Source organism: Pseudomonas sp. SORGH_AS_0199 (assembly GCF_031453735.1).
GTDB lineage: Bacteria > Pseudomonadota > Gammaproteobacteria > Pseudomonadales > Pseudomonadaceae > Chryseomonas > Chryseomonas aestiva.
This window is the reverse complement of record NZ_JAVJAE010000001.1, coordinates 3568580-3594921: the sequence shown is the minus strand read 5'-3', so window position 1 is coordinate 3594921 and position 26342 is coordinate 3568580. Positions and strand designations below refer to the sequence as shown.

Here is a 26342-nt window from a genome sequence, read left to right as displayed (position 1 = left end):
GGTCAGGCCAGCAGCAGCGCGCCGAGCAACAGCACGGCGCCTCCCACGATGGAAGCCGCGTACCAGCGCAGACGGCCGTTCTCGGTGATGCTCAGTGCCAGGTTGCCGCCGCGCGCCAGCATCGGGATCAGGCCGATGGCCTGGTCGAAGGGATCGCGACGCAGCAGGCGGGTCAGCAGCAGGTACGGCTTGACGAAGATCAGGTCGTACAGCCAGTCGAAGCCCCAGGCGTGATACCACCAGGTCCCGAAGAAGCGACCCGGCGCACTCTTGGCCAGGCCGTTCACGAAGGAACGCTTGCCAAGGAAGAGCAGGGCGGCCAGCAGGATACCGGCGATGGCGATGGCCCCGGAGGTGATCTCCAGGGAGTGCTTGGCTTCGCCACCGGCGTGGCCGATGGATTCCGGCAGCACCCCGGCCAGCGGCGGCACGATCATCGCGCCGACAAAGGTCGAGAGCACCAGCAGTACCGCCAGCGGCAGGTTGTGGGCGATGCCGTGGCCGGCATGGGCCTCGGTGTGCGCCTCGCCATGGAAGGTGATGAAGATCAGGCGGAAGGTGTAGATCGAGGTCAGGAAGGCACCGGCCAGGCCTGCGTAGAGCAGGTAGGTATGACCGCTGGCCATGGCTTCCCAGAGGATCTCGTCCTTGGAGTAGAAGCCGGCGGTCACCAGCGGCAGCGCCGCCAGGGCCGAACCACCCACCACGAAGCTGGCGTAGGCCAGGGGGATCTTCTTCCACAGGCCGCCCATTTTGAAGATGTTCTGCTCGTGGTGGCAGGCCAGGATCACCGAACCCGAGGCGAGGAACAGCAGCGCCTTGAAGAAGGCATGGATCATCAGGTGGAAGATCGCCGGCTGCCAGGCGCCGACACCCAGGGCCAGGAACATATAGCCGATCTGGCTCATGGTCGAATAGGCCAGGATGCGCTTGATGTCGGTCTGCACCAGGGCGGCGAAACCGGCCAGCACCAGGGTCACGGCACCGATGATGCCGACCAGGTGGAGGATTTCCGGCGCCAGCAGGAACAGGCCGTGGGTCCGGGCTATCAGGTAGACGCCCGCGGTCACCATGGTCGCCGCGTGGATCAGTGCGGAGACCGGGGTGGGGCCGGCCATGGCGTCCGCCAGCCAGGTCTGCAGCGGCAGCTGGGCCGACTTGCCGACCGCGCCGCCGAGCAGCGCCAGGGTGGCCAGCACGATCAGCGGATCACCACTGGCGAAGACGTCCGGCGCCTTCTGCAGCAGCTCCTGGATGTCCAGGGTGCCCAGGGTCATGAACAGGATGAACAGACCGAAGGCCATGAAGACGTCGCCGACGCGGGTGACGATGAACGCCTTCAGCGCCGCGTTGCCGTTGGCGCGCTCGCTGTAGTAGAAGCCGATCAGCAGGTAGCTGCACAGGCCCACGCCTTCCCAACCGAAGTACAGCAGCAGCAGGTTGTCGCCGAGAACCAGCAGCAACATGCTGAAGATGAACAGGTTGGTGTAGGCGAAGAAGCGCGAATAGCCCTCTTCACCGCGCATGTACCAGGACGCGAACAGGTGGATCAGGAAGCCGACGCCGGTGACCACGCCGAGCATGGTCAGCGACAGGCCATCCAGGTAGAGAGCCATGTTGGGCGCGAAGCCCTCCACGTTCATCCACTGCCAGAGGACGATGGTCAGGTGGCCGTCGGCGGGCGGGGCGACGTGGAAGTTCCAGCCGACCCAGGCGGCGACCAGCGCCGCCAGGCCCACCGAACCCACGCCGATCAGCGCGGAAAGATTCTCCGACAGCCGACCGCGGGAGAAGGCCAGCAGGAAATAGCCGACCAGGGGAAAGGCGAAGGTGAGGGGTAGCAGGTTCATCCGTGCATCTCGCTGGCGGCATCGACGTCGAGGGTGTGGAAGCGGCGATAGAGCTGCAGCAGGATCGCCAGGCCGATACTGGCCTCGGCGGCGGCCAGGCTCAGCACCAGGATGAACATCACCTGGCCGTCGGGAGCGCCCCAACGGCTACCCGCGACCACGAAGGCCAGGGCGGCGGCGTTCATCATGATTTCCAGACTCATGAGCACGAAGAGAATGTTGCGGCGGACCATCAGGCCCACCAGGCCAAGGGCGAACAGGGCGCCGGCGAGGGCCAGGCCGTGTTCCAGAGGTATGGCGTTCATTGGCTGTTCTCCAGTCCTTGGCGACTCACTCGCCGATCCCGTCTTTGACGTCGCTGCGACCCAGGTGATAGGCCGCGACCAGGGCACCCAAGAGCAGCATGGAGGCCAGTTCGACCGCCAGCAGATAGGGTCCGAACAGGCTGATGCCCACGGCCTTGGCTTCCACCGAGGTATGACCGATGGCAGCGCCGCCCGGGGTGCGCGCGAGCACCACCAGCAGTTCCACCAGCAGCGCACCGGCGAGGATCGACGGAGCTATCCAGATCTTGGGGGTCAGCCACTTGCGTTCCTGCTCGGCGACGACCGGCCCGAGGTTGAGCATCATCACCACGAAGACGAACAGCACCATGATGGCGCCGGCGTAGACGATGATCTCCAGGGCGCCGGCGAAGGGCGCGCCCAGGGCAAAGAACACCATGGACACGGCCAGCAGCGAGATGATCAGGTACAGCAGCGCATGCACCGGATTGGTGTTGGTGATCACCCGGAAGGTGGCCAGGACGGCCACCCCGGCGGAGAAATAGAAGGCGAATTCCACGACAGCTCCTTAGGGCAGCAGGCTCTTCACGTTGATCGGCTCTGCCTCGCTCTGCGCGGCACCCTTGGGCTTGCCCGCGATGGCCATGCCGGCCACGCGGTAGAAGTTGTATTCCGGATACTTGCCCGGACCCGAGATCAGCAGGTCCTGCTTCTCGTACACCAGCTCCTGGCGCTTGAATTCGGACATTTCGAAATCCGGGGTCAGCTGGATGGCGGTGGTGGGGCAGGCCTCCTCGCACATGCCGCAGAAGATGCAACGCGAGAAGTTGATGCGGAAGAACTCCGGGTACCAGCGACCGTCTTCGGCTTCGGTCTTCTGCAGGGAGATGCAGCCGACCGGGCAGGCCACGGCGCACAGGTTGCACGCCACGCAGCGCTCCTGGCCGTCGGGGTCACGGGTGAGCACGATGCGGCCCCGGTAGCGCGGCGGCAGGTACACGGGTTCCTCGGGGTATTGCAGGGTGTCGCGCTTGCGGAAGGCGTGGCCGAAGACCATCACGATGCTGCGCAACTGGGTGTAGGTGCCATGCAGGACGTGCAAGATTTCCTTGATCATGACGAATACCTCACTGGCCGATGGCCGGCGAGGCGCTATAGAGCACCACCGCGCCGGTCACCAGCAGGTTGATCAGGGTCAGGGGCAGGCAGAACTTCCAGCTGAAGGCCATTACCTGGTCGTAGCGCGGACGCGGAATGGACGCGCGCAGCAGGATGAAGATCATGATGAAGAAGGCGGTCTTCAGGGCGAACCAGAAAAACGACAGCCAGGGCAAGGTGTCCAGGAAGGGACCGTGCCAGCCGCCGAAGAACAGGGTCACCAGCAGCGCCGAGATCAGCACGATGCCGATGTACTCGCCGACGAAGAACATGCCCCACTTCATGCCCGCGTATTCGATGTGGTAACCGTCAGCGAGCTCCTGCTCGGCCTCCGGCTGATCGAAGGGGTGACGGTGGGTAACGGCGATGCCGGCGATGAAGAAGGTGCAGAAGCCGAAGAACTGGGGAATGATGAACCACCAGCCCTGATGCTGCGCCTCGACGATATCCCTCATGTTGAAGGAACCGGTCACCGCGACGATGCCCATCACCGACAGACCCATGAACACCTCGTAGGAGAGGGTCTGGGCCGAGGCGCGCATGGCGCCCAGCAGCGAGAACTTGTTGTTGCTCGCCCAGCCGGCGAAGAGCACCGCATAGACGTTGACGCCGGCCATGGCGAAGAAGAACAGCAGGCCGACGTTCAGGTCAGCCACGCCCCAGGTGGGGGTGATCGGAATGACCGAGAAGGCCACCAGCAGCGAGCCCATGGCGATCACCGGCGCCAGGGCGAAGATCATCTTGTCGGCGAACGGCGGCGTCCAGTCCTCCTTGAAGAACATCTTCAGCATGTCGGCGCCAAGCTGGAAGGCGCCGAAGGGACCGACCCGGTTGGGGCCGTGACGGTCCTGCCAGAGTCCCAGCAGACGCCGTTCGACGAAGCTCAGCAGCGCCCCGCAGATGACCACCGCCAGGAGGATGACGATGGCCTTGAGGATGCCGATCACCACGGCGATGAGGGTGGGGGTGAGCCAGGTCATGCCGCGGCCTCCTGCAGTCCTTCCACGCTGAGGCCGGCGAAGTCCACCGGAATCCCTTCGAAGCCGGCGGGCAGGCCGACCAGACCCGCCGACAGCTCGGGCTTGATCTGCAGCGGCAGGCGCAATTCCTGACCAGCGACCTGCAGGCGCAGCAGGGCGCCTTCGTTGACGCCCAGGCGGTCGGCATCAGCCTTGGCCAGCGCCACATAGGCGGCCGGGATGCGCTCGCGTACCGGTTCGGCACGGGAAGAGGTCTCTTCGCTACCGAACAGGTGGTACAGCGGCACGGCCTGGAAGCCGGACTCGGCACTGCGTACGGCAGCGGTCGGCACGGCGAACCAGGTCAGGCGATCGCCCTGGGACTCGATCAGACGCACGCCCGGATCGCCGGCGCGCAGGTGACCACCCACCTCGTCCTGGAACTTGTTCCAGGCCTGGGGCGAGTTCCAGCCCGGGGACCAGGCGAAGGGAATCTGCTGACGCGGTTCGACGCTGCCGGCATAGCCTTCCATGGAGAAGGCGAAGGCGGTGTCGGCATCCTGGGGCGCACGCGGCTCGTGCACGCTGAGGTTGGCGCGCATGGAGGTGCGGCCGCTGTAGCGATGCGGTTCGCGGGCGAGCTTGAGACCCTTCACCCGGAAGCTGGCGTTGGGCGCAGCATCGCGGATACCGTCCAGCTGCGGCGCAGCGGTGGCCACGGCGTCGGTGACGTGGTCCAGCTGGGTCCAGTCCACCGGACGGTTGTCCAGGGTGTTGCGCAGGGCGTGCAGCCAGCGCCAGCCCTCGCGGATCAGGCTGGAGGGGTCGTAGTAGCTCGGCTCATAGACTTGGAAGAAGCGCTGGGCGCGACCTTCCTGGCTGACCAGGGTACCGTCGCCTTCGGCGAAGCTAGCCGCCGGCAGCACCAGGTCGGCGCGCTGGGCGGTGGCGGTACGCTGGTGATCCAGCACCACCAGCACCTGGGCGCGGGCCAGGGCCTGATCCACCTGCTCGGCAGGGGCGCGGCGATAGAGGTCGTTCTCCAGCACCACCAGGGCGTCGGCCTGGCCGTTTTCCAGGGCGGCGAAGGCGTCTTCGACGGACTCGCCGCCGTAGAGCGCCAGGCCCAGGCTGTTGGCTTCGGGCACCACCAGGCTCAGGGAGCCGGCCTTGCCCTTGGCGGCCAGGGCCTTGGCCAGGTTGGCGGCGGCCTCGATCAGCGCCGGTTCACCCAGGGAGGTACCGGACACCACCAGCGGGCGTTCGGCCGCCAGCAGGGTTTCGCCCAGCAGGCGCGCCTGCTCGGCGACTTCGTCGCTCAGGCCGTCGACGGCCGGGGCGCTGGCGTCGATGGCATGGGCCACGGCATGGCCGAAGCGGGCCAGTTGCAGCGGCGAACCATGCAGGCGGGCGTCGGCGACGTCGTCCAGGCGGGTGGCGGCGACGCTGGCGATGAACAGCGGATTGCGCTCGCTCTGGCCGATGTTCTGCACGGCGGCGTTCAGCCAGGGCTGGATCTTCTGCGCCGCGGCCATGGCCTCGGGCTTGCCCTTGACCGACTGCCGCAGGGACAGCGCCAGGCGGGCCGCGGTCTGGGTCAGATCCTCGCCGAGGACGAAGACGGCATCGTGCTTCTCCATGGCGCGCAGGGTGGGGACGGGCAGGGGGCTGTCCTTGAGCACCTGCAGCACCAGGCGCACGTTGGCCAGGTCACGGGCGCTCATGCCGCTGGAGAAGTTGTCGGCGCCGACCAGCTCGCGCAGGGCGTGGTTGCTTTCCAGGCTGGCACGCGGCGAACCGATGCCGATCACCTTCTTGCCGCGCAGCAGCAGGGCGGCACGATCCAGGGCGGCGTCGATGCCGGTCTCCAGGCTGCCGTCCTTCAGCAGGGCCTGGCGCGGACGATCCTTGCGATTGACATAGCCATAGCCGAAGCGGCCACGGTCGCAGAGGAAGTACTGGTTGACCGAGCCGTTGAAGCGGTTCTCGATGCGGCGCAATTCGCCATAGCGCTCGCCGGGGCTGATGTTGCAGCCCGAGGAGCAGCCATGGCAGATGCTCGGGGCAAACTGCATGTCCCACTTGCGGTTGTAGCGCTCGGAGTGGGTCTTGTCGGTGAACACCCCGGTGGGGCAGACCTCGGTCAGGTTGCCGGAAAATTCGCTCTCCAGGGTACCGTCCTCGACGCGGCCGAAATAGACGTTGTCGTGGGCACCGTAGACGCCCAGGTCGGTTCCGCCGGCGTAGTCCTTGTAGTAGCGCACGCAGCGATAGCAGGCGATGCAGCGGTTCATCTCGTGAGCGACGAACGGGCCGAGGTCCTGGTTCTGGTGGGTACGCTTGGTGAAGCGATAACGGCGCTTGTTGTGACCGGTCATCACCGTCATGTCCTGCAGGTGGCAGTGGCCACCTTCTTCGCAGACCGGACAGTCGTGGGGATGGTTGGTCATCAGCCATTCGATGACCGAGCTGCGGAATTCCTTGGCTTCGGCGTCTTCGATGGAGATGTAGGTCTTGTCGCTGGACGGGGTCATGCAGGACATGACCAGGCGCCCGCGGGTGTCATTCTCGTCGGCGAACTGCTTTACCGCGCACTGGCGGCAGGCGCCGACACTGCCCAGCGCCGGGTGCCAGCAGAAATAGGGGATGTCGAGCCCCAGGGACAGGCAGGCTTCGAGGAGGTTGTCCGCCCCGTCGACCTCGTACGTCTTGCCGTCTACATGGATAGTGGCCATAGGGTTTTCTTCTCACCCGCGCAGGGCGGGTCTGGCTAATGGGAAAACGTTCGCGCTGCCCTGGCGGTCGCCAGTGGCAGCGCCGGCCGGGTCGAGCCCGGCCAGAAAGCGATGGGAGCGGTCCCGAAGGACCGGTCCTCAGATCACGGTCGCGGAAGCAGTCGGACGAGGCTCGCTGGGCGCCTTGCGCACACCGGCCTCGAACTCCTCGCGGAAATACTTGATGGCACTACCCAGGGGCTCGACGGCGCCAGGGGCGTGGGCACAGAAGGTCTTGCCCGGGCCGAGGAAGTTGACCAGTTGCAGCAGGGTATCGAGATCGCCCTGCTGGCCTTCGCCCTTCTCCAGGCTGCGCAGGAGTTTGACGCTCCAGGGCAGGCCGTCGCGGCAGGGGGTGCACCAGCCGCAGGATTCGCGCGCGAAGAACTCTTCCATGTTGCGCAGCAGCGAGACCATGTTGACGCTGTCGTCCACGGCCAGGGCTAGGCCGGTGCCCATGCGGGTGCCGACCTTGCCGATGCCGCCGGCGTACATCTGCGCCGAGAGGTGCTCGGGCAGCAGGAAGCCGGTACCGGCGCCACCGGGCTGCCAGCATTTCAGCGTGAAGCCGTCGCGCATGCCGCCGGCATAGTCTTCGAACAGCTCCTGGGCGGTGATGCCGAAGGGCAGTTCCCAGACGCCGGGGTTCTTCACCTTGCCGGAGAAGCCCATGAGCTTGGTGCCCATGTCTTCGCTGCCTTCGCAGGCCAGGCTCTTGTACCAGTCCACGCCACCCGCGACGATGCCCGGCACGTTGCACAGGGTCTCGACGTTGTTGACGCAGGTGGGCTTGCCCCAGACGCCGACGGCGGCGGGGAAGGGCGGCTTGGAGCGCGGGTTGGCGCGGCGGCCTTCCAGGGAGTTGATCAGCGCGGTCTCTTCGCCACAGATGTAGCGACCGGCGCCGGTGTGGACGAACAGCTCGAAGTCGAAGCCGCTGCCCAGGATGTTCTTGCCGAGCAGACCGGCGGCCTTGGCTTCTTCCACCGCCCGCCGCAGGTTGGCGGCGGCGTCGACGTATTCGCCACGCAGGAAGATGTAGCCACGGTAGGCCTTGAGCGCCCGGGCGCTGATCAGCATGCCTTCCACCAGCAGGTGGGGCAGCTGCTCCATGAGCAGGCGGTCCTTCCAGGTGTTGGGCTCCATCTCGTCCGCGTTGCACAGCAGGTAGCGGATATCGAGGGATTCGTCCTTGGGCATCAGGCCCCACTTCACGCCGGTGGGGAAGCCCGCACCGCCGCGGCCCTTGAGGCCGGAGTCCTTGACTTCCTGGACGATGGCGTCCGGCGCCAGCTCGGTCAGCGCCTTGCGCGCCGCGGCGTAGCCGTCCTTCGCCTGGTATTCCTCCAGCCAGACCGGGGCGCCGTCTTCACGCAGGCGCCAGGTCAGGGGATGGGTCTCGGGAGTACGGGCGATGCTGTTGGCAGGCCCGAAGGAGGTCAGTCTCATGCGTATCCCTCCAGCAGTTTGGCCACGCCCGCAGGTTGGACATCGCCATGGGTGTCGTCGTCGATCATCAGCGCCGGGGCCTTGTCGCAATTGCCCAGGCAGCAGACCGGCAGCAGGGTGAAGCGGCTGTCGGTGGTGGTCTGGCCCAGGCCGATGCCCAGCTGGCGCTGGATCTCGCCGACCACGGATTCGTGGCCGCCGATGTAGCAGGTCATGCTGTCGCACACGCGGATGATGTGGCGACCGACCGGCACGCGGAAGATCTGGCTGTAGAAGGTCGCCACGCCCTCGACGTCGCTGGCGGGAATGCCCAGCACCTCGCCGATGGCATAGATGGCGCCATCCGGCACCCAGCCACGTTCCTTCTGGACGATCTTCAGGGCTTCGATGGACGCCGCGCGCGGGTCCTCGTAGTGATGCATCTCGTGCTCGATGGCCGAGCGCTCGGTTTCGCTCAGGACGAAACGGTCGGTTTGGATCAGGGTTTCGGTGCTCATACTCAGCGGTCCACGTCGGCCATGACGAAGTCGATACTGCCCAGGTAGGCAATCAGGTCGGACACCATGCTGCCGCGAATGACGGCCGGGATCTGCTGCAGGTGCGGGAAGCTCGGCGTCCGGATGCGGGTGCGGTAGCTCATGGTGCTGCCATCGCTCGTCAGGTAATAGCTGTTGGCGCCCTTGGTCGCCTCGATCATCTGGAAGGCTTCGCCGGCCGGCATCACCGGACCCCAGGACACTTGCAGGAAGTGGGTGATCAGGGTCTCGATGTGCTGCAGGGTGCGCTCCTTGGGCGGCGGCGTGGTCAGCGGGTGATCCGCCTTGTACGGGCCTTCGGGCATGTGCTGCAGGCACTGCTCGATGATGCGCAGACTCTGGCGCATCTCCTCGACGCGCAGCATGCCGCGGTCGTAGCAGTCGCCGTTGTGGGCGATGGGCACTTCGAATTCGAAGTTCTCGTAGCCGGAGTAGGGACGGGCCTTGCGCAGGTCGAAATCGAGACCGGTGGCGCGCAGGTTGGGGCCGGTGACACCCCACTCCAGGGCTTCCTTGGTGTTGTAGACGGCGACGTTCTTGGTCCGGCCGATGAGGATGCTGTTCTTCATCGCAGCCTTTTCGTACTCGTCCAGGCGCTTGGGCATCCAGTCGAGGAATTCGCGGACCAGCTTGTCCCAGCCACGCGGCAGGTCGTGGGCGACGCCGCCGATACGGAACCAGGCCGGGTGCATGCGGAAGCCGGTGATGGCCTCGATCACCTTGTAGGCACGCTGACGGTCGGTGAAGGTAAAGAACACCGGGGTCATGGCACCGACGTCCTGAATATAGGTGCCTAGGTACAGCAGGTGGCTGTTGATGCGGAAGAACTCGGCCATCATCACGCGGATGAAGTCGACCCGCGACGGCACCTTGATGCCGGCGAGCTTTTCCACCGAAAGGACGTAGGGCAGGTTGTTCATCACCCCACCCAGATAATCGATCCGGTCGGTGTAGGGGATGTAGCTGTGCCAGGACTGGCGCTCGGCCATCTTCTCGGCGCCCCGGTGGTGGTAGCCGATCTCCGGCACGCAGTCGACGATCTCTTCGCCGTCCAGCTGCAGGATGATGCGGAAGGCACCGTGGGCGGAAGGGTGGTTCGGACCCAGGTTGAGGAACATGTAGTCGGAATTCTCCGCATGTTCCTTCATGCCCCATTCTTCGGGCTTGAATCTCAGGGTCTCCTGCTCGAGATCCTGCTTGGCGGCGTTCAGCGCATAGGGATCGAATTCGGTAGCCCGCGCCGGATAGTCCTTGCGCAGCGGATGCCCCTGCCAGTTGTCGGCCATCAGCATGCGCTTGGGCAGCGGGTGGCCGTCGAAATGGATGCCGTACATGTCCAGCACTTCCCGCTCGTACCAGTTGGCATTGGGGTAGATGCCGGTGGCGGTGGGCAGGCGCAGGTCATTGGCGGACAGGGCCACCTTGAGCATCACATCGCTGTTTCGGTCGATGGACAGCAGGTGGTAGAAGACGGTGAAGTCCGCGTTGGGCAGGCCGCGGCGGTGAGTCCGCAGGCGCTCGTCCACGCCATGCAGGTCATAGAGCATGACGTAGGGGCGGGGCAGGTTGCGCAGGAAGCGCAGTACTTCGATGATTCTTTCGCGCGCCACCCAGATCACCGGCATGCCGGTACGGGTGTCTTGCAGGGTCAGGGCGTCGGCGCCGAATTGGCCCTGGAGTTCGCCAACCACCGACGCATCGCCGGCAGGGGCGGGCGCAGAGGCGGACAGAGCGGTGTCTGCGGTCATGATGTTCCGTCGCTAATCGATCGTCGTCAGCGTGCAGGTCCCGAAGAGGACTTACACTTCGTCTGGGCTGCGCAGGTTGGTGACCTGGATGCGGCGCTCGCGGTTCTGCTCGCGCTGCGAAGGCATCTCGGCGCGATAGATACCCTGGTCGCCCACCACCCAGGAAAGGGGGCGGCGCTCTTCACCGATGGAGTCCTGCAGGAGCATCAGGCCCTGCAGGAAGGCTTCGGGGCGAGGCGGGCAGCCGGGCACATAGACGTCGACGGGCAGGAACTTGTCCACGCCCTGAACGACCGAGTAGATGTCGTACATACCGCCGGAGTTTGCGCAGGCGCCCATGGAGATCACCCACTTGGGTTCCAGCATCTGCTCGTACAGGCGCTGGATGACCGGGGCCATCTTCATGAAAGGCGTGCCGGCGATGACCATGAAGTCGGCCTGACGCGGCGATGCCCGGATGACTTCGGCGCCGAAGCGGGCGATGTCGTGGGGCGCCGTGAAGGCGGTGGTCATTTCCACATAGCAGCAGGACAGGCCGAAGTTGTAGGGCCAGAGGGAATTCTTGCGCCCCCAGTTGACCGCGCCCCGCAGGACATCCTCAAGTTTGCCCATGAAGATGCTGCGGTTGACCTGACTTTCCATAGGGTCGGCAACGGTTTCCCGTTGGCCGGCCGGATAGCGGTCTACTGCCGCATCGGGATCGATCCGGGTGAGATTGTATTGCATTGCCAAAGCCTCATTGTTTCGACTTCGCCTGCCGCTCGCGACGGCTCGCAGGCGCCCAATCGAGCGCTCCGATTCGCCACAGGTAGACAAGACCCGCCAACAGAATTGCTATGAAAATGGAGGCTTCCACGAAGCCGGCCCATCCCGATTCACGGATGGACACCGACCAGGCGAAGAGAAAGAGGGCTTCGACGTCGAAGATCACGAAGAGCATCGCGACCAGGTAGAACTTGGCAGAGAGACGGAGACGGGCACCCCCGGTGGGGACGATGCCGGACTCGAAGGGATCGTTCTTGCTACGGCCCACGGCTTTGCTGCCGAGCAGGCTCGAGACTCCGAGCATGAAGGCGATCAGACCAACCACGCCCAGGAGAAATACCGCGAAGCTCCAGTTGTGGGTCAGTAGGCTGATCGACTCAGACATGCTTTGAATCCTTAATTATTGGGTATCAGGCGCTATCAGTGCGACACGGTGTCGCAAGACAGACAGATTTTATGCTCTATCGATTCATTCTGTAAATTTATTGGTCCAAAAAGATTCTATTGGACTGCTTTGAATCAAACTAAACAGAACTTCAGATTCATTTGAGAATGAATATAGGAATTATTCTCAAATAAACTTTCATGTTCTGCTGAAGCCTAGATTGCCAGGCGCCGCGAGAGTTCTCCCGTTCGCCGGTTGGTTAGTCGATGAGGTCGGCGCGAATGCTCAACTGGCGGTCATCATGACCCTCGGTCGAGTAGTAGCGCGTAAGGCCGTTTTGGTCGCCCTCGACCTGCTGCCGGAAGCCCCCTAGATCCAGCCATTGCCCGAGGGGACCGCTGATGCGGGTGGCAGCGCTCTGGGTCTGCACCGCGCCCGGGCGCATGGCCGCGGCGCGATCATCGACGCTGCTGATGTCCAGATGCACCAGGTTGCCGCTCAGACGGGCGGTGACCTGAAACCCCCGTTCGAGACGGCGGTAATCGGTCTGAGCGTAGCTCTGCCCATAGGGGGAGGTCTGGTAGGTGGTGACCGGGACGTCTTCGCCGAAGCGAATGAAGGCAGGATAGCCCTCGGTGACCTGGACGCGCTGGGCGCCATCCTCTCGCTGGTCGGTGCTGTCCTCGATGATGCGCACCTGGGGCGAGCGTCCGTTGCCGTTTACCGAGTATCCCTGACTGGCACCCGAACTGCCGGCGCGGGTAGCCAGGGTGATGAGCAGGCGCCGCGGCTGGGTATCCAGCTGGGCCAGCAGATTTTTGATCTCGGCGAGCTTGGCCGGCTCGGCGTTAACGATCAGCTGGTTGCCATAGACATTGACCTTGCCTTCGCCGCCGAGGACGGCTTGCAGGGTGGGCAGGAGATCGTCGGCGGTGCGGTACTGCAGGGGAATGACCTCGGTACGAGGCGTGGCCCAGGCGGTGGCCGTCAACAGCAGCAAGAGCGCCAGCAAGCCCTTCACAGCACCATCCTCCGCAATTCCTGATCCGGCTGGCTGATGGCCCAGAGACGATCGAAGACCTGTTGCTGGACCTTGACGGCGGCACGGTCGCCATAGCGGACGAAGCCGGTGGGGGCGCTGCCCGTGCGGCGCAGCAGGGCTTGGCCGTCTACGATCAGGCAGCTGCCTTCCGGTTGCCGATCGGCCGGTGGCCGCCGGATCAGCAGATTGCTGGTCAGGCGCTGCGCCAGGGCGATGAGTCGATGCCCCTGGCGCACGGCACTGGCGCTGTCGTTGATCAGGATGCGTACCTGATGCCGCGGATGGCCCAGCAGCAAGTGCTTGATGGCCGCCTCGACGTCGAGGTTGTCGTAGAGGGGCGCTTCCAGATCGGGCGTCTGGAGGCACAGCTGGCGACTGGCTTGAGCGATGAGACGGACGCTGTGCTCACGCAGGGCGTCCAGGCCTTCGAGGCGCAGGGCGAGGTCCTGGCCGAGCTGGGGTTCGGGCAGGATGCCCAGGGTCAGATCGGCAAAGGACTCGTCCACGGCGGCTCCCTCTCACTCGTCGTCGTCTTCTCCGGCGAAGATCAGACTGCCCTGCTGGAGCAGTTCGCGGATCAGGCGCATGGCATCGTCGTCCTGCAGCCAGGGCGCGAGATTGGCCTCGTGCAGGACCTCCGCCGAGCATAGCAGGTCGAGCAGCGGTTGCAGTCGCATGGGCAGCAGGCGGCTCTGACCGCTGGCAAAGACCATCATCTCGTCTTCCAGGCGGCTCCAGGCGATGCGGCCACTGGGGTTGCGCATCAGCAGTGCGCCTTCGTCGAGTTCCTTGCGCAGCTGCTTGGCGCTGAGGTTTTCCCCGGCGACCCGCTCCGGGTACCGCGGCTCGGTCATGTGCTGGCCGAACCAGGCCAGCAGCAGGCGATCATCGCTCAGGTGGCGTTCCATCAGGCCGCGCAGGCGCTTGATGGCCTCGGGCGGGATCTCCGCCGGATGCTCGCTGGCCGGCGTGCAACCGGCGTCGCTGTAGCGCTCGTCCTCGGGGATGAACTGGGCGAGGAAGTCGGTGAAGTGGGTAAGCACTTCGCCGGCACTGGGCGCGCGGAAGCCAATGGAGTAGGTCATGCACTCGTCTTCGGCGATGCCGTCATGGGCCAGGCCCGGCGGCAGGTAGAGCATGTCACCCGGTTCCAGGACCCATTCGTCGGTCTGCTGGAAATCGGCGAGGATCTTCAACTCCAGGCCGTCGATCAGCGGGCTGTCGGCGGTGCATTGCTGGCCGATGCGCCAGCGGCGGCGGCCATGGCCCTGCAGCAGGAAGACGTCATAGTGATCGTAGTGGGGGCCGACACCGCCACCGGGGGCGGCATAGCTGACCATGATGTCGTCGACGCGCCAGTTGGGCAGGAAGCGGAAGGATTCCAGCACCTCCGCCACCTCGGGCACGAATTGGTCGACCGATTGCACCAGCAGGGTCCAGTCCCGCTCGGGCAGGTCGGCGAAGGTGTCTTCCGGGAGCGGGCCGCGGCGCAGCTCCCAGGTCTGGTCCTGGCCGATGATCAGGCGGGATTCGATTTCCTCTTCCAGCGACAGGCCGGCCAGTTCGTCGGGCTCCAGGGGATTCTGGAAGTCCGGGAGGGCCTGGCGGATCAGCAGGGGTTTCTGCTGCCAGTAGTCGCGGAGGAATTCTCGGGCGGTCAGGCCGCCGAGCAGTTGCAGGGGTTGATCCGGGTTCATGCACACCTCGCGCAATGAAAAACGCCCGGCGAGGCCGGGCGTAGAAAAAGGATGATCTTCAGACCCGACGGGCCTGTTCGGCAGCGTTGCCGATATAGCCGGCCGGGGTCAGCTGGCGCAGTTCGGCCTTGGCGGCCTCGGGGATCTCCAGGCCGTCGATGAAATCCTGCAGGGCGCTGGCGCTGATGCCCTTGCCACGGGTCAGCTCCTTGAGCTTCTCGTAGGGGTTGGCCACGCCATAGCGGCGCATCACGGTTTGCACCGGCTCGGCCAGGACTTCCCAGCAGGCGTCCAGGTCTTCGGCGATGCGGGCGGCGTTGAGTTCCAGCTTGCTGATGCCCTTGAGGGTGGCTTCGTAGGCGATCACGCCGTGGGCCAGGCCGGTGCCGAGGTTGCGCAGCACGGTGGAGTCGGTCAGGTCGCGCTGCCAGCGGGAGATCGGCAGCTTGCTGGCCAGGTGCTGGAGGATGGCGTTGGCGATACCCAGGTTGCCTTCGGAGTTCTCGAAGTCGATGGGATTGACCTTGTGCGGCATGGTCGAGGAGCCGATCTCGCCGGCCACGGTCTTCTGCTTGAAGTAGCCGAGGGAGATGTAGCCCCAGATGTCCCTGTCGAAGTCGATCAGGATGGTGTTGAAACGGGCGATGGCGTCGAACAGCTCGGCGATGTAGTCGTGCGGCTCGATCTGGGTGGTGTAGGGATTCAGGGTCAGGCCGAGATCGCCTTCGATAAAGGTGCGCGCATTGGCCTCCCAGTCGACGTCCGGGTAGGCGGACAGGTGGGCGTTGTAGTTGCCCACGGCGCCGTTGATCTTGCCCAGCGGGCGGACGGCGGCGATCTGCTCGATCTGGCGCTCCAGGCGATAGACCACGTTGGCCAGTTCCTTGCCCAGGGTGGTGGGGGAGGCGGGCTGGCCATGGGTGCGCGAAAGCATGGGCACGTCGGCGAAGCGGTGGGCCAGCGCACGGATCTCGCCGGCGATCTGGCGCATCAGCGGCAGCAGCACCTGGTCACGACCTTCGCGCAGCATCAGCGCATGGGACAGGTTGTTGATGTCCTCGGAGGTGCAGGCGAAGTGGATGAATTCACTCACCGCAGCCAGTTCCGGCAGGTCGGCGACCTCTTCCTTGAGCAGGTACTCGATGGCCTTGACGTCGTGGTTGGTGGTGCGCTCGATGTCCTTGACCCGCTGCGCCTGCTCGACGCTGAACTCGGTGGCCAGCTTGTCCAGCAGGGCATTGGCCTCGGCGGAGAAGGGAGCGACCTCGGGAATGCCGGCGTGGGCGGCCAGGCGCTGCAACCAGCGGACCTCGACCTGGGCGCGGAAACGGATCAGGCCGAATTCGCTGAAGATGGGGCGCAGGGCGGCGGTCTTGCCGGCGTAACGGCCGTCGATGGGCGATACGGCGGTGAGCGAGGAGAGCTGCATGGGCATTCTCTTGGTAGCGGGGGAGAAAGGGGCGGAATTCTACACGCAAAGGCCGGCGCTTTAGTACCGCCGCCGGCCAGTCCGGGATCAGCCGTTGCGCAGGGGATAGAGGTTGTCGAGCAGCTTGCGGCGATTGAGCACCAACTGCCAGCGATGGCCGCCGAGCTGGCGCCACAGGCGGGCGGAACGGATGCCGGCCAGCAGCAGGGCGCGTACCCGCGAGGCGGTGGCGGACTGCTGCAGGTAGCGCATTTCGCCGTGCACCTGGATGCGCTGCTTGAAGGTGCTCAGGGTGTCCTCGTAGAGGCCACCGCAGGCGGCGATGACGTTCTCGTGCGCCACGCCGAAGTGTTCGACCTGGGACTGGATCTGGGTGAGGCGCCGGCCGATGAGGTCGAGCAGGTCGCCGCGCTTCTCCAGCTTGCGTTCCAGGGCGGTCATCGCCAGGGCATAGCGCAGGGGCTCGCGCTGCAGGCTGTTGGGATTGCGCTCCAGGGTGCTGGAGAGGGCACCCAGGCCCTCGCGCAGGGGTGCGACGCTGCCGCCATAGACGTCCAGCGTGCTGCCCGGATCCCGTACCAGCAGGCTGCCAAGCAGGCAGGCCAGGGGTTCTTCCGCGACCTGGCCGGTGCGCGCCAGCTGGTCCACCAGCAGGGCGGCCTGGAAGACGCCGCCCAGGGCGATGAGTTGTTCCTGGGTACGATTCATGCGGCGGGCGCCTCGGCGCAAGCGGGTTGGTAGTGTTCGATCACGCCGCCGCCCAGGCAGACATCGCCGTCGTAGAAGACCACCGACTGGCCGGGGGTCACGGCGCGCTGGGGTTCGTCGAAGACCACCCGGTAGCCGGCGCCCTGGCGCTCGATCCGGCAGGGCTGGTCCTGCTGGCGATAGCGAACCTTGGCGGTGAGGCGGCGCGGCTGGGCGAGCTCCAGGTCATTGACCCAGAACATCTCGCCGACGGTCAGGGACTCGGCGAACAGCCAGGGGTGGGCATTGCCCTGGCCAACGATCAGCACGTTGCGCGTCAGGTCCTTGCTCAGTACGTACCAGGGATCGTCGCCGGCGTCCTTCATGCCGCCGATGCCCAGGCCCTGGCGCTGGCCGATGGTGTGGTACATCAGGCCGTGGTGGCGGCCGATGACCTCGCCGGAGGTGGTCTCGATGTCGCCCGGCTGAGCCGGCAGGTACTGCTTGAGGAAGTCGCTGAAGCGGCGCTCGCCGATGAAGCAGATGCCGGTGGAGTCCTTCTTGCGCGCGGTGGCCAGGCCATGCAGCTCGGCGATGGCGCGGACCTCGGGCTTTTCCAGTTCGCCCACCGGGAAGAGGGTGCGCGCCAGCTGCTCGCCGCCCACGGCGTGGAGGAAATAGCTCTGGTCCTTGTTGGCATCCAGGCCCTTGAGCAGCAGGGTCTGGCCGTCGACATCGCGACGACGCACGTAATGGCCGGTGGCGATCAGCTCGGCGCCCAGAGCCAGGGCGTAGTCGAGGAAGGCCTTGAACTTGATCTCGCGGTTGCAGAGGATGTCCGGATTCGGCGTCCGGCCAGCCTTGTATTCGGCGAGGAAGTGCTCGAAGACGTGGTCCCAGTACTCGGCGGCGAAGTTGGCCGTGTGCAACTTGATGCCGATGCGGTCGCAGACCGCCTGGGCGTCGGCCAGGTCTTCCTTGGCGGTGCAGTACTCGGTGCCGTCATCCTCGTCCCAGTTCTTCATGAACAGGCCCTCGACCTGATAGCCCTGCTCCTTGAGCAAGAGGGCCGAGACCGAGGAATCCACTCCGCCGGACATGCCGACGATGACGCGGGTGCCGTTCACTTCAAAAACCTCTCATATCTACGATCATCGACAGGGGATAGCGGTGGCCGTCCAGATATTTCTCGATGGCGTCCAGGACCAGGGGGCTGCGCAGCCGTGCCTGTTCGGCGCGGATCTCGTCGAGCGTCAGCCACACCGCGCGGGTGATGTCGGCGTCCAGGGCGCGCCCGGGTTCGTGGGCCAGGGGGCGGGCATGGAAGGCCGTGCGGTAGTAGGTGACGCCATTGGCTGGCGCCACATAGAGGCCGATGCCGATCACGCCCTGGATCTCCACCTGCCAGGCGGTTTCTTCCAGGGTCTCGCGGTGCGCCGCCTCGATCAGGCTCTCGCCCGGCTCCAGGTGCCCGGCCGGCTGGTTGAGCACCAGGCGACCCTGCTTCTCTTCTTCCACCAGCAGGAAGCGACCGGCGTCTTCCACCACGGTGGCCACGGTGACGTGGGCGTGCCAATCCATCTCGGACTCCGCTATCGGTAATCGCGCAGTATACGCCTTAAGCTTTGCCGGTCCCAAATGCAGCGAACCCCGGCCAGGGCCGGGGTTCGCTGTGATCACCCATTCAGGCTGCGGGCGCAGCCCTCAGGTTCAGCCCTTGAGCTGGGCCAGGGCGGCGTTGAGCGTGGCGCTCGGACGCATGGCCTGGCTGGTCTTGGTCTGGTCGGGGTGGTAGTAGCCACCGATGTCCACAGCCTGGCCCTGGACGCCGTTCAACTCGGCGACCACCTTGGCTTCGTCGGCGGTCAGCGACTTGGCCACTGGCGCGAACTGGGCCTTGAGCTCGGCGTCTTCGCTCTGCTCGGCCAGGGCCTGGATCCAGTACAGCGCCAGGTAGAAGTGGCTGCCGCGGTTGTCCAGTTCACCGGTCTTGCGCGACGGCGACTTGTTGCTGTCGAGGAACTGGCCGTTGGCCTGGTCCAGAGTCTTGGCGAGGATCTTGGCCTTGGCGTTACCGGTGGTTTCGCCCAGGTGGTTCAGGGATTCGGCTAGGGCCAGGAATTCGCCCAGGGAATCCCAGCGCAGGTGGTTTTCCTGCACCAACTGCTGGACGTGCTTGGGCGCGGAGCCGCCAGCACCGGTCTCGAACAGGCCGCCGCCGTTCATCAGCGGGACGATGGACAGCATCTTGGCGCTGGTACCCAGTTCCATGATGGGGAAGAGGTCGGTCAGGTAGTCGCGCAGGACGTTGCCGGTCACCGAGATGGTGTCCTCGCCCTTGCGGATGCGCTCCAGGGACACGCGGGTGGCTTCCTCGGGCGACAGGACGCGGATGTCCAGGCCGTTGGTGTCATGGTCCTTGAGGTAGCGCTCGACCTTGGCGATGACCTGAGCATCATGGGCGCGGTTCTGGTCCAGCCAGAAGATCGCCGGGGTGCCGCTGGCGCGGGCACGGTTGACGGCGAGCTTGACCCAGTCCTGGATCGGCGCGTCCTTGGTCTGGCACATGCGCCAGATGTCACCGGCCTCGACCGGATGCTCGAAGACCACCTTGCCCTGGTCGTCGGTCACGCGCACGGTGCCGTCGGTAGGGATCTGGAAGGTCTTGTCGTGGGAACCGTATTCCTCGGCCTTCTGCGCCATCAGACCGACGTTGGGTACGCTGCCCATGGTGCTGGGATTGAAGGCGCCGTGCTGCTTGCAGTCCTCGATCACCACCTGGTAGACGCCGGCATAGCAGCGGTCGGGGATGATGGCCTTGGTGTCCTGCAGGTTGCCTTCGGTGTTCCACATCTTGCCGGAGTCACGAATCATGGCCGGCATGGAGGCGTCGACGATGACGTCGCTCGGCACGTGCAGGTTGGTGATGCCCTTGTCGGAGTTGACCATGGCCAGCGCCGGACGCTGGGCGTACTGGGCGTCGAAATCGGCCTTGATGGCGGCCTGGGTGGCTTCCGGCAGGCTGGACAGGCGGGCGTAGAGGTCGCCGATGCCGTTGTTGCGATCGAAGCCGGCTTCTTTCAGGGCGGCTTCGTGCTTGGCCAGCACGTCCTTGTAGAACTCGCCGACGATGATGCCGAACATGATGGGGTCGGAGACCTTCATCATGGTGGCCTTCAGGTGCACGGAGAACAGCACGCCCTTGGCCTTGGCGTCTTCGATCTGGGCGGCGATGAAGCTCTGCAGGGCCTTGCGGCTCATGGTCGAGGCATCGACGATCTCGCCGGCCTTGACCGCGGTCTTCTCTTTCAGGACCTTGCTGCTGCCGTCCTTGCCGATCAGTTCGATCTTCAGGCTGCCGGCATTCTCGATCGTGGCCGAGCGCTCGCTGCCATAGAAGTCATGGGCGTCCATGTGGGCGACGTGGGACTTGGAGTCGGCGCTCCAGGCACCCATGCGATGGGGGTGCTTGCGGGCGTAGTTCTTGACCGACAACGGTGCGCGGCGGTCGGAGTTGCCTTCGCGCAGGACCGGGTTCACGGCGCTGCCCTTGACCTTGTCGTAGCGCGCCTTGACGTCCTTTTCCTGGTCGTCCTTGGGCTCGTCCGGATAGTCCGGCAGGGCGTAACCCTGGCCCTGCAGTTCCTTGATCGCGGCCTTGAGCTGCGGTACCGAGGCGCTGATGTTGGGCAGCTTGATGATGTTGGCTTCGGGAGTGGTGGCCAGTTCGCCGAGTTCGGCGAGGTGGTCGGAGATGCGCTGCTCTTCCTTCAGGTACTCGGGGAAGAGGGCGATGATGCGGCCGGCAAGGGAGATGTCACGGGTTTCGAGGGCGACGCCGGAGGAGGCGGTGATGGCCTCGACGATGGGTAGCAGCGAATAGGTCGCGAGGGCGGGCGCTTCGTCGGTCAGGGTGTAGATGATCTTCGACGTGGTGGACATGTCTTGCTTTAACTCCTCTTTATCACAGCTGTGGCGCGAAGCCGGGCGAGCGAGGATCGACCCTTGAGTCGATAGACGCCCCAAGAAGGCGTTATCGGGCCGCGCGACAGGCGCGGCGGCGATGGACGTGCGATGCGACAAAGCGTCGCTGCGGAAATTGCGGGATCGGCCGATACAGCCAGCGGAACCGGCAGGGCCTGCAGCGACCCGTCAGTCGGCGGAGTATACCAGCGCGGCGCCTGGCGTGCATTCGCACCGCCGTGGCTGGGCCATGGGGAAATGTTGCCGGCGCGATCAATCCGACAGAAGCGCACAGCCGCATTGGGGATTCAGGTCAAGAGGCTTGACCATTCGACGGCTGGCGCTGCACGGCAGTTGCTTAAGGGACTAAACTATTGCCCCTCTTAATTTGATGAGGTCGTTATGAAAACCAAGGACAACACGTCCAAGAGTCGTTCCTGGGCCATCGTCGGGCTGGAAACGCTCGTCATCGTCGCCCTGTCGCTGTACGTCGCCTTTGGCACCGGGCTGTTCGTCAAGCATCACTGCTGGGATACCCTGACCCCGCAGCAGCAAGACCAGATCCTCGAGCAGATGAGCCGCAGCGCTCAGGAAAATACCCTGCTCACCTGATTCGCGTCGGTTCGAATCCCTTCCTTTCAAACAATAAGAATCTTCCTTTTTCCCCACGCACTGCCCAGGTGTCGAGGTGGCCTCGTCACGTCCGCAGTGCTAGCAGACCAGGTGTTTGCCTGGACTCACGGGGGAGGTGGGAATGGCCGTGGGCAGCGCCCTGGGCGCGGACGTCGCCACGGGTCTGGCGCGGCGTGCCAGACGCAGCATGGCCCAGAGTATGGCCAGCGCCAGGGCTAGCCAGCCAAGTACCAGGAGAAGGATGTAGGTCGCAGGAGTCATTGACGTTCACCGTACGGCTGTCTCGGAAAGGTGTCTCTGCTGGGACACATTTCAGTAGACTCGTCAATAGCTATCTTGTTCGGGCTTTCCCGACGAGGGGTCCGACCGGGCGCCGCTCGCGCGGCGCCCGGTCGGTACGGGTCACAGGAACAGGTGGGCCAGCCAGAACAGACCGGCGGAGAGAGCCATGGAGGCTGGCAGGGTCAGGACCCAGGCCATGAGGATATTGCGCACCGTGCTGCCCTGCAGGCCGCTGCGGTTGGCGACCATGGTGCCGGCGACGCCCGAGGACAGCACGTGGGTGGTGGAGACGGGCAGGGCGAAGACGTTGGCCATGCCGATGGCGGCCACGGCCGTCACCTGGGCGCTAACGCCCTGCGCATAGGTCATGCCCTGGCGACCGATCTTCTCGCCCACGGTGAGCACCACGCGGCGCCAGCCGACCATGGTGCCGATGCCCAGCGCCAGGGCGACCGCGATGATGACCCAGAAGGGCGCGTATTCGGTGGTGCTGGTGAGGTCCTTGCGCAGGCGGCTGAGGTCGTCGCGATCGCGCGCGGTCAGCACCGGCAGCTTGCTCACCTTCTTGGCGGTGTCGTCCAGGCACAGCAGGTAGCGGCGCACCTGCTGGCGATGGTCGTCGCTCATGGCGCGGTAGTCGGTGATGCCTTCCAGATCGGCCAGCAGTGCCTGCAGGGTCGGCACGGTCATGTGCGGGGCGCAGCGGAATTCCTGGGGCAGGTCGCGATTGCCGGGCACTTCGGCGAGGAAGTCCTTGAGGTTGTCGCCCTGGCGCTCGTAGAACTGGCCCAGGTGGATGGCCGCATCGCGGGTGCGCTCGATCTGGTAGGTGGTGCTGTCAAGGTCCAGCACGAACTTGGCCGGGACGATGCCGATCAGCACCAGCATGATCAGGCCGATGCCTTTCTGGCCGTCGTTGGAGCCGTGCACGAAGCTCATGCCCATGGCCGAGAGGACCAGCATCAGGCGATTCCAGAAGGGCGGGTGCTTCTTGGCATCCACTTCGCGGCGCTGTTCCGGGGTCTTGTGCATCTTCGACAGCGGCCGCCAGCGCTTGAGGGCGAGCAGCAGCAGGCCGGCGACGGCGAAGCCGGCCAGCGGCGAAAAGATCAGCGACAGGCCGATGTCGATCGCCTTCTGCCAGTTCACGCCTTCGCTCACCGGCAGGCCGGTCAGCAGGGCGTTGGTCACGCCGACACCGAGGATGGAGCCGATCAGGGTATGGGAGCTGGAGGCGGGGATACCGAAGTACCAGGTGCCCAGGTTCCAGGTAATGGCCGCGGCGAGCAGCGAAAACACCATGGCCAGACCATGGCCGGTGTTGACGTTGATCAGCAGTTCGACCGGCAGCAGGTGGACGATGGCGTAGGCGACGCCGACACCACCGAGCAGCACACCGAGGAAATTGAAGATGCCGGAGAAGAACACCGCGAGGTGCGGTGGCATCGCCTTGGTGTAGATCACCGTGGCGACGGCGTTGGCGGTGTCGTGAAAGCCGTTGATGAATTCAAAGGCCAGCACAAAGGCCAGGGCCAAGACGAGGCTGATGGCGACCCAGGCATGGAGTCCGCTGAAAAGTTCGAACATGGGGATACGTCGACAGTTGGCAGGCGCGAATTATGGCAGAAAAATGACTGCCGCCATCGCCACCTTGAATGGGAGGGGCGAATTAGTCGCCGCGGTAGATGCAGCCGCAGGTGCAGGTCTCGTGGACGCGAACCTGGCTGAGCTCGGGTAGCAGAGGCTTGAGCTGTTGCCAGATCCAGCGCGCGAGCACTTCGCTGGTGGGATTCTCGAGGCCCGGGATGTCGTTCAGATAATGATGGTCGAGACGCTCGTACAGGGGTTTGAAGACGGCCTTGATGTCGGCGAAATCCCGCACCCAGCCGGTATGGGGATCGATGGGACCCTCGACGTGCAGGCCTACCTTGAAGGAATGCCCATGGAGACGACCGCACTTGTGCCCGGCCGGAACATTGGGCAGGAAGTGTGCGGCTTCGAAAACGAATTCTTTGAAAATTTCCACGATAACCACTCGCGTTGGGCCACGGTATGTGACGGCTGCGGGACGGCAGTCTATCAGCTCGACAGCGGCTTGCCGAACCTGCGGCCGCGGGCGCCGGAACCGGCGGAATTCCGATTTGCCTTCGCCGGCGGGCTTAGGCAGTCTCCCGGTCTTTGTCCGGACGAGAATCCCTATGCGCAGCAGCAATCCCCGTACCTTCTGGGTGCTCCTTGGCCTGGCCGCGGTCTTCGGTCTCGTTGGTCTGATCGGCAATCAGGTCGGCTGGGAGCGCGTGGAGATCGGCTATCGGACGGTACCGTCGCCCAGCGGCCTGGACATTGGCGTGGCGGGGCAGGTCATCACCGGCCTGCCGTCGCTGTGCATCGCCCTGGCGCTGGTCACGGTGGTGACCGCGCTGATCATCCGCGGTGGCCGCCGCTTCCGTTCACGGCTGCCGCTGCCGGTGACGGCCGGCATCCTCTGGGTGCTGCTGGCGGGCCTGCTGGTGCTCTTCTATCCCAGCACCCTGGCGTTCCAATGGGAGAATCATCGCAGCGCCGCGGATATCGACTTCTATGTGCTGCAGGAACGCCAGGGTCCGTTCCAGGGTACGGCGCAGAAGAGCCAGCGCCTCGGCTACTATCAGGACTGCGGCAAGACCGGGCAGGCCGCCTGCCCGGTGTTCGAGTGCGTGGTGGAGAAGCGCAGCTGGCTGGGTGGGCTGCAGAAGATCGAAGGCTTCTATCCGGGCCTGGACCAGCAGCATCAGCTGGAGCTGCTGCGCACCCGCTGCCTGCCCGGCACGCCATGACCGACGAAGCCGCCGGTCTGGTGGCGCCATAGACGGGCATAGAGGCCGTTGTAGGCGATCAGCTCGTCGTGGGAGCCCATCTCGACGATCTGGCCGCGCTCCATGACCACCAGGCGATCCATGCGCGAGATGGTCGACAGCCGGTGGGCGATGGCGATCACCGTCTTGCCTTCCATCAGGGTTTCCAGGCTTTCCTGGATCGCCGCTTCCACCTCGGAGTCGAGGGCGGAGGTGGCTTCGTCCAGCAGCAGGATCGGCGCGTCCTTGAGCAGGGTACGGGCGATGGCGATGCGCTGGCGCTGACCGCCGGAGAGCTTGACCCCGCGTTCACCCACCTGGGCATCCAGCCCGGTACGGCCATGGGCGTCGGTGATGCGGGCAATGAAGTCGTCCGCCTTGGCCTTGCGCAGAGCGGCATGCAGCTCTTCATCAGTAGCCTCGGGACGGCCGTAGAGCAGATTCTCGCGGATCGAGCGGTGCAGCAGGGAAGTGTCCTGGGTGACCACGCCGATCTGGCATCTCAGGCTTTCCTGGGTGACATGGGCGATGTCCTGGCCGTCGACCAGGATGCGACCGCCTTCCAGGTCATAGAGGCGCAGGAGCACGTTGATCAGCGTCGACTTGCCGGCGCCCGAAGGGCCGACCAGGCCGATCTTCTCGCCCGGGGCCACGTCGAGGGTCAGGCCTTCGATGATGCCGGCGCCCTTGCCGTAGTGGAAGGCGATGTCCTCGAACAGCACCGCGCCGCGGGTCACCTGCAACGGCTTGGCGTCCGGGGCGTCGCCAACCTGGCGCGGCTTGGCGATGGTGCTCATGCCGTCCTGCACCATGCCGATGTTCTCGAAGATGCCGTTCACCACCCACATGATCCAGCCGGACATGCTGTTGATGCGGATCACCAGGCCGGTGGCCAGGGCGATGGCCCCGACGGAGATGACGCCCTGGTGCCAGAGCCAGAGGGCCAGGCCCGTGGTGCCGGCGATGAGGAAGCCGCTGAGGATGGCGATGGTCACGCCCATGGCGGTGATCAGGCGAGCGGCGCGCTCGGCCTTTTCGGTCTGCTCTTCCATGGCCTGGCGGGCATATTGCTCCTCCTGGGCCGAGTGGGAGAACAGCTTGAGCGTGGAGATGTTGGTGTAGCCGTCGACGATGCGCCCGGAGAGCTGCGAGCGGGCTTCGGAGGCAATGGCCGAACGCTCCTTGGTCTGGGGCACGAAATACCAGAGGGCGATGACATAGCCGATGATCCAGAGGATCAGCGGGACCATCAGCCAGACGTCGGCCTGGGCGAACAGGATCAGCGAGGTGACGGCGAAGATCAGCACGTGCCAGATGGCATCCACCGCCTGCACCGCCGAATCGCGCAGGGAGACACCGGTCTGCATGATGCGGCTGGAAATGCGCCCGGCGAAGTCGCTGTGGAAGAAGCCCAGGCTCTGCTTGAGCACATAGCGATGGTTCTGCCAGCGGATCAGGGTGGTGAGGCTGGGGGTGATGGTCTGGTGCACCAGCAGGTCGTGCAGGCTGATGAACAGGGGCCGGATGACCAGGGTGACCACCGCCATCCAGATCAGGGTGCCACCGTGCTCCTGGAAGAACACCGTGCTGTTGGGCGCACTGCCCGCGAGGTCGACGATCTGGCCGATGAAGTTGAACAGGGCGACTTCGACGAGGGCGCCGATGAGACCCACTGCCAGTAGCAGGGCGAAGGCCGGCCAGGCTTGCTTGAGAAAGTGGAGATAGAAGGCGCCGATCCCAGTGGGCGGCATTTCATCGGGGGCTTCCCGAAACGCATCGATGATGCGTTCGAAGCGGCGAAAGATCATGCGGGGTCCTTGTGGGGGGAGACGGCGTCTCGCACTGGGGCCTCGCCTGGTTAACCGGA

Annotated in this window: 24 protein-coding genes; 2 read left to right on the top strand and 22 right to left on the bottom strand. The window is 65.1% G+C overall.

The features are described from left to right. Positions 1-2: 2 nt before the first annotated feature. From nuoL to QE444_RS16785, 19 genes are all read right to left on the bottom strand, one after another. A complete protein-coding gene (gene nuoL / locus QE444_RS16875) occupies positions 3-1850 on the bottom strand; it encodes an NADH-quinone oxidoreductase subunit L (protein ID WP_273806035.1) in 1848 nt (615 codons plus the stop codon). Next, positions 1847-2155, bottom strand: a complete 309-nt coding sequence (nuoK, locus tag QE444_RS16870; protein ID WP_007158894.1) for an NADH-quinone oxidoreductase subunit NuoK — start codon at positions 2153-2155, stop codon at positions 1847-1849. Before nuoK ends, nuoL begins: the two co-directional genes overlap by 4 nt. Before the next feature lie 25 nt (positions 2156-2180). After that, positions 2181-2693 carry an NADH-quinone oxidoreductase subunit J gene (gene nuoJ, locus QE444_RS16865; protein ID WP_133861054.1) on the bottom strand — a complete coding sequence of 171 codons (513 nt, stop codon included), beginning with the start codon at positions 2691-2693 and terminating at the stop codon, positions 2181-2183. Positions 2694-2702: 9 nt separating this feature from the next. Beyond that, positions 2703-3251 (bottom strand): NADH-quinone oxidoreductase subunit NuoI, encoded by a 549-nt coding sequence (gene nuoI, locus QE444_RS16860; protein WP_017642306.1) that lies wholly within the window; start codon positions 3249-3251, stop codon positions 2703-2705. 10 nt (positions 3252-3261) lie between these two features. Next, positions 3262-4272 (bottom strand): NADH-quinone oxidoreductase subunit NuoH, encoded by a 1011-nt coding sequence (gene nuoH / locus QE444_RS16855; RefSeq protein ID WP_133861053.1) that lies wholly within the window; start codon positions 4270-4272, stop codon positions 3262-3264. Further along, positions 4269-6986 carry an NADH-quinone oxidoreductase subunit NuoG gene (gene nuoG, locus QE444_RS16850; protein ID WP_309740162.1) on the bottom strand — a complete coding sequence of 906 codons (2718 nt, stop codon included), beginning with the start codon at positions 6984-6986 and terminating at the stop codon, positions 4269-4271. Before nuoG ends, nuoH begins: the two co-directional genes overlap by 4 nt. 138 nt (positions 6987-7124) lie before the next feature. Continuing rightward, positions 7125-8474 (bottom strand): NADH-quinone oxidoreductase subunit NuoF, encoded by a 1350-nt coding sequence (gene nuoF / locus QE444_RS16845; RefSeq protein WP_273862249.1) that lies wholly within the window; start codon positions 8472-8474, stop codon positions 7125-7127. Then, positions 8471-8971 (bottom strand): NADH-quinone oxidoreductase subunit NuoE, encoded by a 501-nt coding sequence (nuoE, locus tag QE444_RS16840; RefSeq protein ID WP_187979635.1) that lies wholly within the window; start codon positions 8969-8971, stop codon positions 8471-8473. Before nuoE ends, nuoF begins: the two co-directional genes overlap by 4 nt. 2 nt (positions 8972-8973) lie before the next feature. Further along, the gene (nuoC, locus tag QE444_RS16835) at positions 8974-10758 is read right to left on the bottom strand and encodes an NADH-quinone oxidoreductase subunit C/D (protein ID WP_309740159.1); all 1785 of its coding nucleotides are present in this window, start codon (positions 10756-10758) and stop codon (positions 8974-8976) included. Positions 10759-10809: 51 nt separating this feature from the next. Further along, complete coding sequence (locus QE444_RS16830) at positions 10810-11484, bottom strand: NADH-quinone oxidoreductase subunit B family protein (RefSeq protein ID WP_059315327.1); 675 nt, start codon at positions 11482-11484, stop codon at positions 10810-10812. A 10-nt stretch (positions 11485-11494) separates the two neighbouring features. Then, entirely contained in the window at positions 11495-11908 is a 414-nt protein-coding gene (locus tag QE444_RS16825) for an NADH-quinone oxidoreductase subunit A (RefSeq protein ID WP_007158885.1), read from the bottom strand. Positions 11909-12167: 259 nt separating this feature from the next. Beyond that, positions 12168-12929 carry a secretin N-terminal domain-containing protein gene (locus QE444_RS16820; protein WP_309740148.1) on the bottom strand — a complete coding sequence of 254 codons (762 nt, stop codon included), beginning with the start codon at positions 12927-12929 and terminating at the stop codon, positions 12168-12170. After that, positions 12926-13456, bottom strand: coding sequence for a histone acetyltransferase HPA2 (locus QE444_RS16815; protein WP_309740146.1), 531 nt, complete (start codon positions 13454-13456; stop codon positions 12926-12928). Before QE444_RS16815 ends, QE444_RS16820 begins: the two co-directional genes overlap by 4 nt. 12 nt (positions 13457-13468) lie before the next feature. After that, positions 13469-14647 (bottom strand): cupin domain-containing protein, encoded by a 1179-nt coding sequence (locus QE444_RS16810; protein ID WP_309740145.1) that lies wholly within the window; start codon positions 14645-14647, stop codon positions 13469-13471. Positions 14648-14705: 58 nt separating this feature from the next. Further along, positions 14706-16076 carry an adenylosuccinate lyase gene (purB, locus tag QE444_RS16805; protein WP_309740141.1) on the bottom strand — a complete coding sequence of 457 codons (1371 nt, stop codon included), beginning with the start codon at positions 16074-16076 and terminating at the stop codon, positions 14706-14708. An 87-nt stretch (positions 16077-16163) separates the two neighbouring features. Further along, positions 16164-16784 carry a high frequency lysogenization protein HflD gene (gene hflD, locus QE444_RS16800; protein ID WP_273806045.1) on the bottom strand — a complete coding sequence of 207 codons (621 nt, stop codon included), beginning with the start codon at positions 16782-16784 and terminating at the stop codon, positions 16164-16166. Beyond that, a complete protein-coding gene (gene mnmA / locus QE444_RS16795) occupies positions 16781-17863 on the bottom strand; it encodes a tRNA 2-thiouridine(34) synthase MnmA (protein WP_405046476.1) in 1083 nt (360 codons plus the stop codon). The genes hflD and mnmA overlap by 4 nt, the downstream gene beginning before the upstream one ends. 28 nt (positions 17864-17891) lie before the next feature. Further along, complete coding sequence (locus QE444_RS16790) at positions 17892-18344, bottom strand: NUDIX hydrolase (protein WP_280306471.1); 453 nt, start codon at positions 18342-18344, stop codon at positions 17892-17894. Positions 18345-18473: 129 nt separating this feature from the next. Next, positions 18474-20705: an NADP-dependent isocitrate dehydrogenase gene (locus QE444_RS16785; RefSeq protein WP_273862242.1), complete on the bottom strand. Its 2232-nt coding sequence runs from the start codon at positions 20703-20705 to the stop codon at positions 18474-18476. Between the two features lie 423 nt (positions 20706-21128). On the opposite strand from QE444_RS16785, the gene QE444_RS16780 reads away from it, so the two are divergent. Beyond that, the gene (locus QE444_RS16780; RefSeq protein WP_273862241.1) at positions 21129-21338 is read left to right on the top strand and encodes a hypothetical protein; all 210 of its coding nucleotides are present in this window, start codon (positions 21129-21131) and stop codon (positions 21336-21338) included. A gap of 423 nt (positions 21339-21761) precedes the next feature. On the opposite strand, the gene QE444_RS16775 is transcribed toward QE444_RS16780, so the two are convergent. Together QE444_RS16775 and queD are read right to left on the bottom strand one after the other, a co-directional pair. After that, a complete protein-coding gene (locus QE444_RS16775) occupies positions 21762-23228 on the bottom strand; it encodes an inorganic phosphate transporter (RefSeq protein WP_133861038.1) in 1467 nt (488 codons plus the stop codon). Positions 23229-23310: 82 nt separating this feature from the next. Further along, the gene (queD, locus tag QE444_RS16770; protein WP_273862240.1) at positions 23311-23667 is read right to left on the bottom strand and encodes a 6-carboxytetrahydropterin synthase QueD; all 357 of its coding nucleotides are present in this window, start codon (positions 23665-23667) and stop codon (positions 23311-23313) included. A 172-nt stretch (positions 23668-23839) separates the two neighbouring features. Between queD and QE444_RS16765 the strand changes: the two genes are divergently transcribed. Continuing rightward, positions 23840-24457 carry a hypothetical protein gene (locus QE444_RS16765; RefSeq protein WP_280306476.1) on the top strand — a complete coding sequence of 206 codons (618 nt, stop codon included), beginning with the start codon at positions 23840-23842 and terminating at the stop codon, positions 24455-24457. Here the strand turns inward: QE444_RS16765 and QE444_RS16760 are convergent. After that, positions 24412-26283, bottom strand: coding sequence for an ABC transporter ATP-binding protein (locus QE444_RS16760; protein WP_280306478.1), 1872 nt, complete (start codon positions 26281-26283; stop codon positions 24412-24414). The genes QE444_RS16765 and QE444_RS16760 overlap by 46 nt on opposite strands. Between the last annotated feature and the right edge of the window lie 59 nt (positions 26284-26342).

What these genes read in the sequence shown, in the direction of transcription:
- nuoL (WP_273806035.1), bottom strand. Translation starts at nt 1,850, where the DNA reads ATGAACCTGCTACCCCTCACCTTCGCCTTTCCCCTGGTCGGCTATTTC.
- nuoK (WP_007158894.1), bottom strand. Translation starts at nt 2,155, where the DNA reads ATGAACGCCATACCTCTGGAACACGGCCTGGCCCTCGCCGGCGCCCTG.
- nuoI (WP_017642306.1), bottom strand. Translation starts at nt 3,251, where the DNA reads ATGATCAAGGAAATCTTGCACGTCCTGCATGGCACCTACACCCAGTTG.
- nuoH (WP_133861053.1), bottom strand. Translation starts at nt 4,272, where the DNA reads ATGACCTGGCTCACCCCCACCCTCATCGCCGTGGTGATCGGCATCCTC.
- nuoG (WP_309740162.1), bottom strand. Translation starts at nt 6,986, where the DNA reads ATGGCCACTATCCATGTAGACGGCAAGACGTACGAGGTCGACGGGGCG.
- nuoF (WP_273862249.1), bottom strand. Translation starts at nt 8,474, where the DNA reads ATGAGACTGACCTCCTTCGGGCCTGCCAACAGCATCGCCCGTACTCCC.
- nuoE (WP_187979635.1), bottom strand. Translation starts at nt 8,971, where the DNA reads ATGAGCACCGAAACCCTGATCCAAACCGACCGTTTCGTCCTGAGCGAA.
- nuoC (WP_309740159.1), bottom strand. Translation starts at nt 10,758, where the DNA reads ATGACCGCAGACACCGCTCTGTCCGCCTCTGCGCCCGCCCCTGCCGGC.
- QE444_RS16830 (WP_059315327.1), bottom strand. Translation starts at nt 11,484, where the DNA reads ATGCAATACAATCTCACCCGGATCGATCCCGATGCGGCAGTAGACCGC.
- QE444_RS16825 (WP_007158885.1), bottom strand. Translation starts at nt 11,908, where the DNA reads ATGTCTGAGTCGATCAGCCTACTGACCCACAACTGGAGCTTCGCGGTA.
- QE444_RS16810 (WP_309740145.1), bottom strand. Translation starts at nt 14,647, where the DNA reads ATGAACCCGGATCAACCCCTGCAACTGCTCGGCGGCCTGACCGCCCGA.
- purB (WP_309740141.1), bottom strand. Translation starts at nt 16,076, where the DNA reads ATGCAGCTCTCCTCGCTCACCGCCGTATCGCCCATCGACGGCCGTTAC.
- hflD (WP_273806045.1), bottom strand. Translation starts at nt 16,784, where the DNA reads ATGAATCGTACCCAGGAACAACTCATCGCCCTGGGCGGCGTCTTCCAG.
- mnmA (WP_405046476.1), bottom strand. Translation starts at nt 17,863, where the DNA reads ATGTCCGGCGGAGTGGATTCCTCGGTCTCGGCCCTCTTGCTCAAGGAG.
- QE444_RS16790 (WP_280306471.1), bottom strand. Translation starts at nt 18,344, where the DNA reads ATGGATTGGCACGCCCACGTCACCGTGGCCACCGTGGTGGAAGACGCC.
- QE444_RS16785 (WP_273862242.1), bottom strand. Translation starts at nt 20,705, where the DNA reads ATGTCCACCACGTCGAAGATCATCTACACCCTGACCGACGAAGCGCCC.
- QE444_RS16780 (WP_273862241.1), top strand. Translation starts at nt 21,129, where the DNA reads ATGAAAACCAAGGACAACACGTCCAAGAGTCGTTCCTGGGCCATCGTC.
- QE444_RS16775 (WP_133861038.1), bottom strand. Translation starts at nt 23,228, where the DNA reads ATGTTCGAACTTTTCAGCGGACTCCATGCCTGGGTCGCCATCAGCCTC.
- QE444_RS16765 (WP_280306476.1), top strand. Translation starts at nt 23,840, where the DNA reads ATGCGCAGCAGCAATCCCCGTACCTTCTGGGTGCTCCTTGGCCTGGCC.
- QE444_RS16760 (WP_280306478.1), bottom strand. Translation starts at nt 26,283, where the DNA reads ATGATCTTTCGCCGCTTCGAACGCATCATCGATGCGTTTCGGGAAGCC.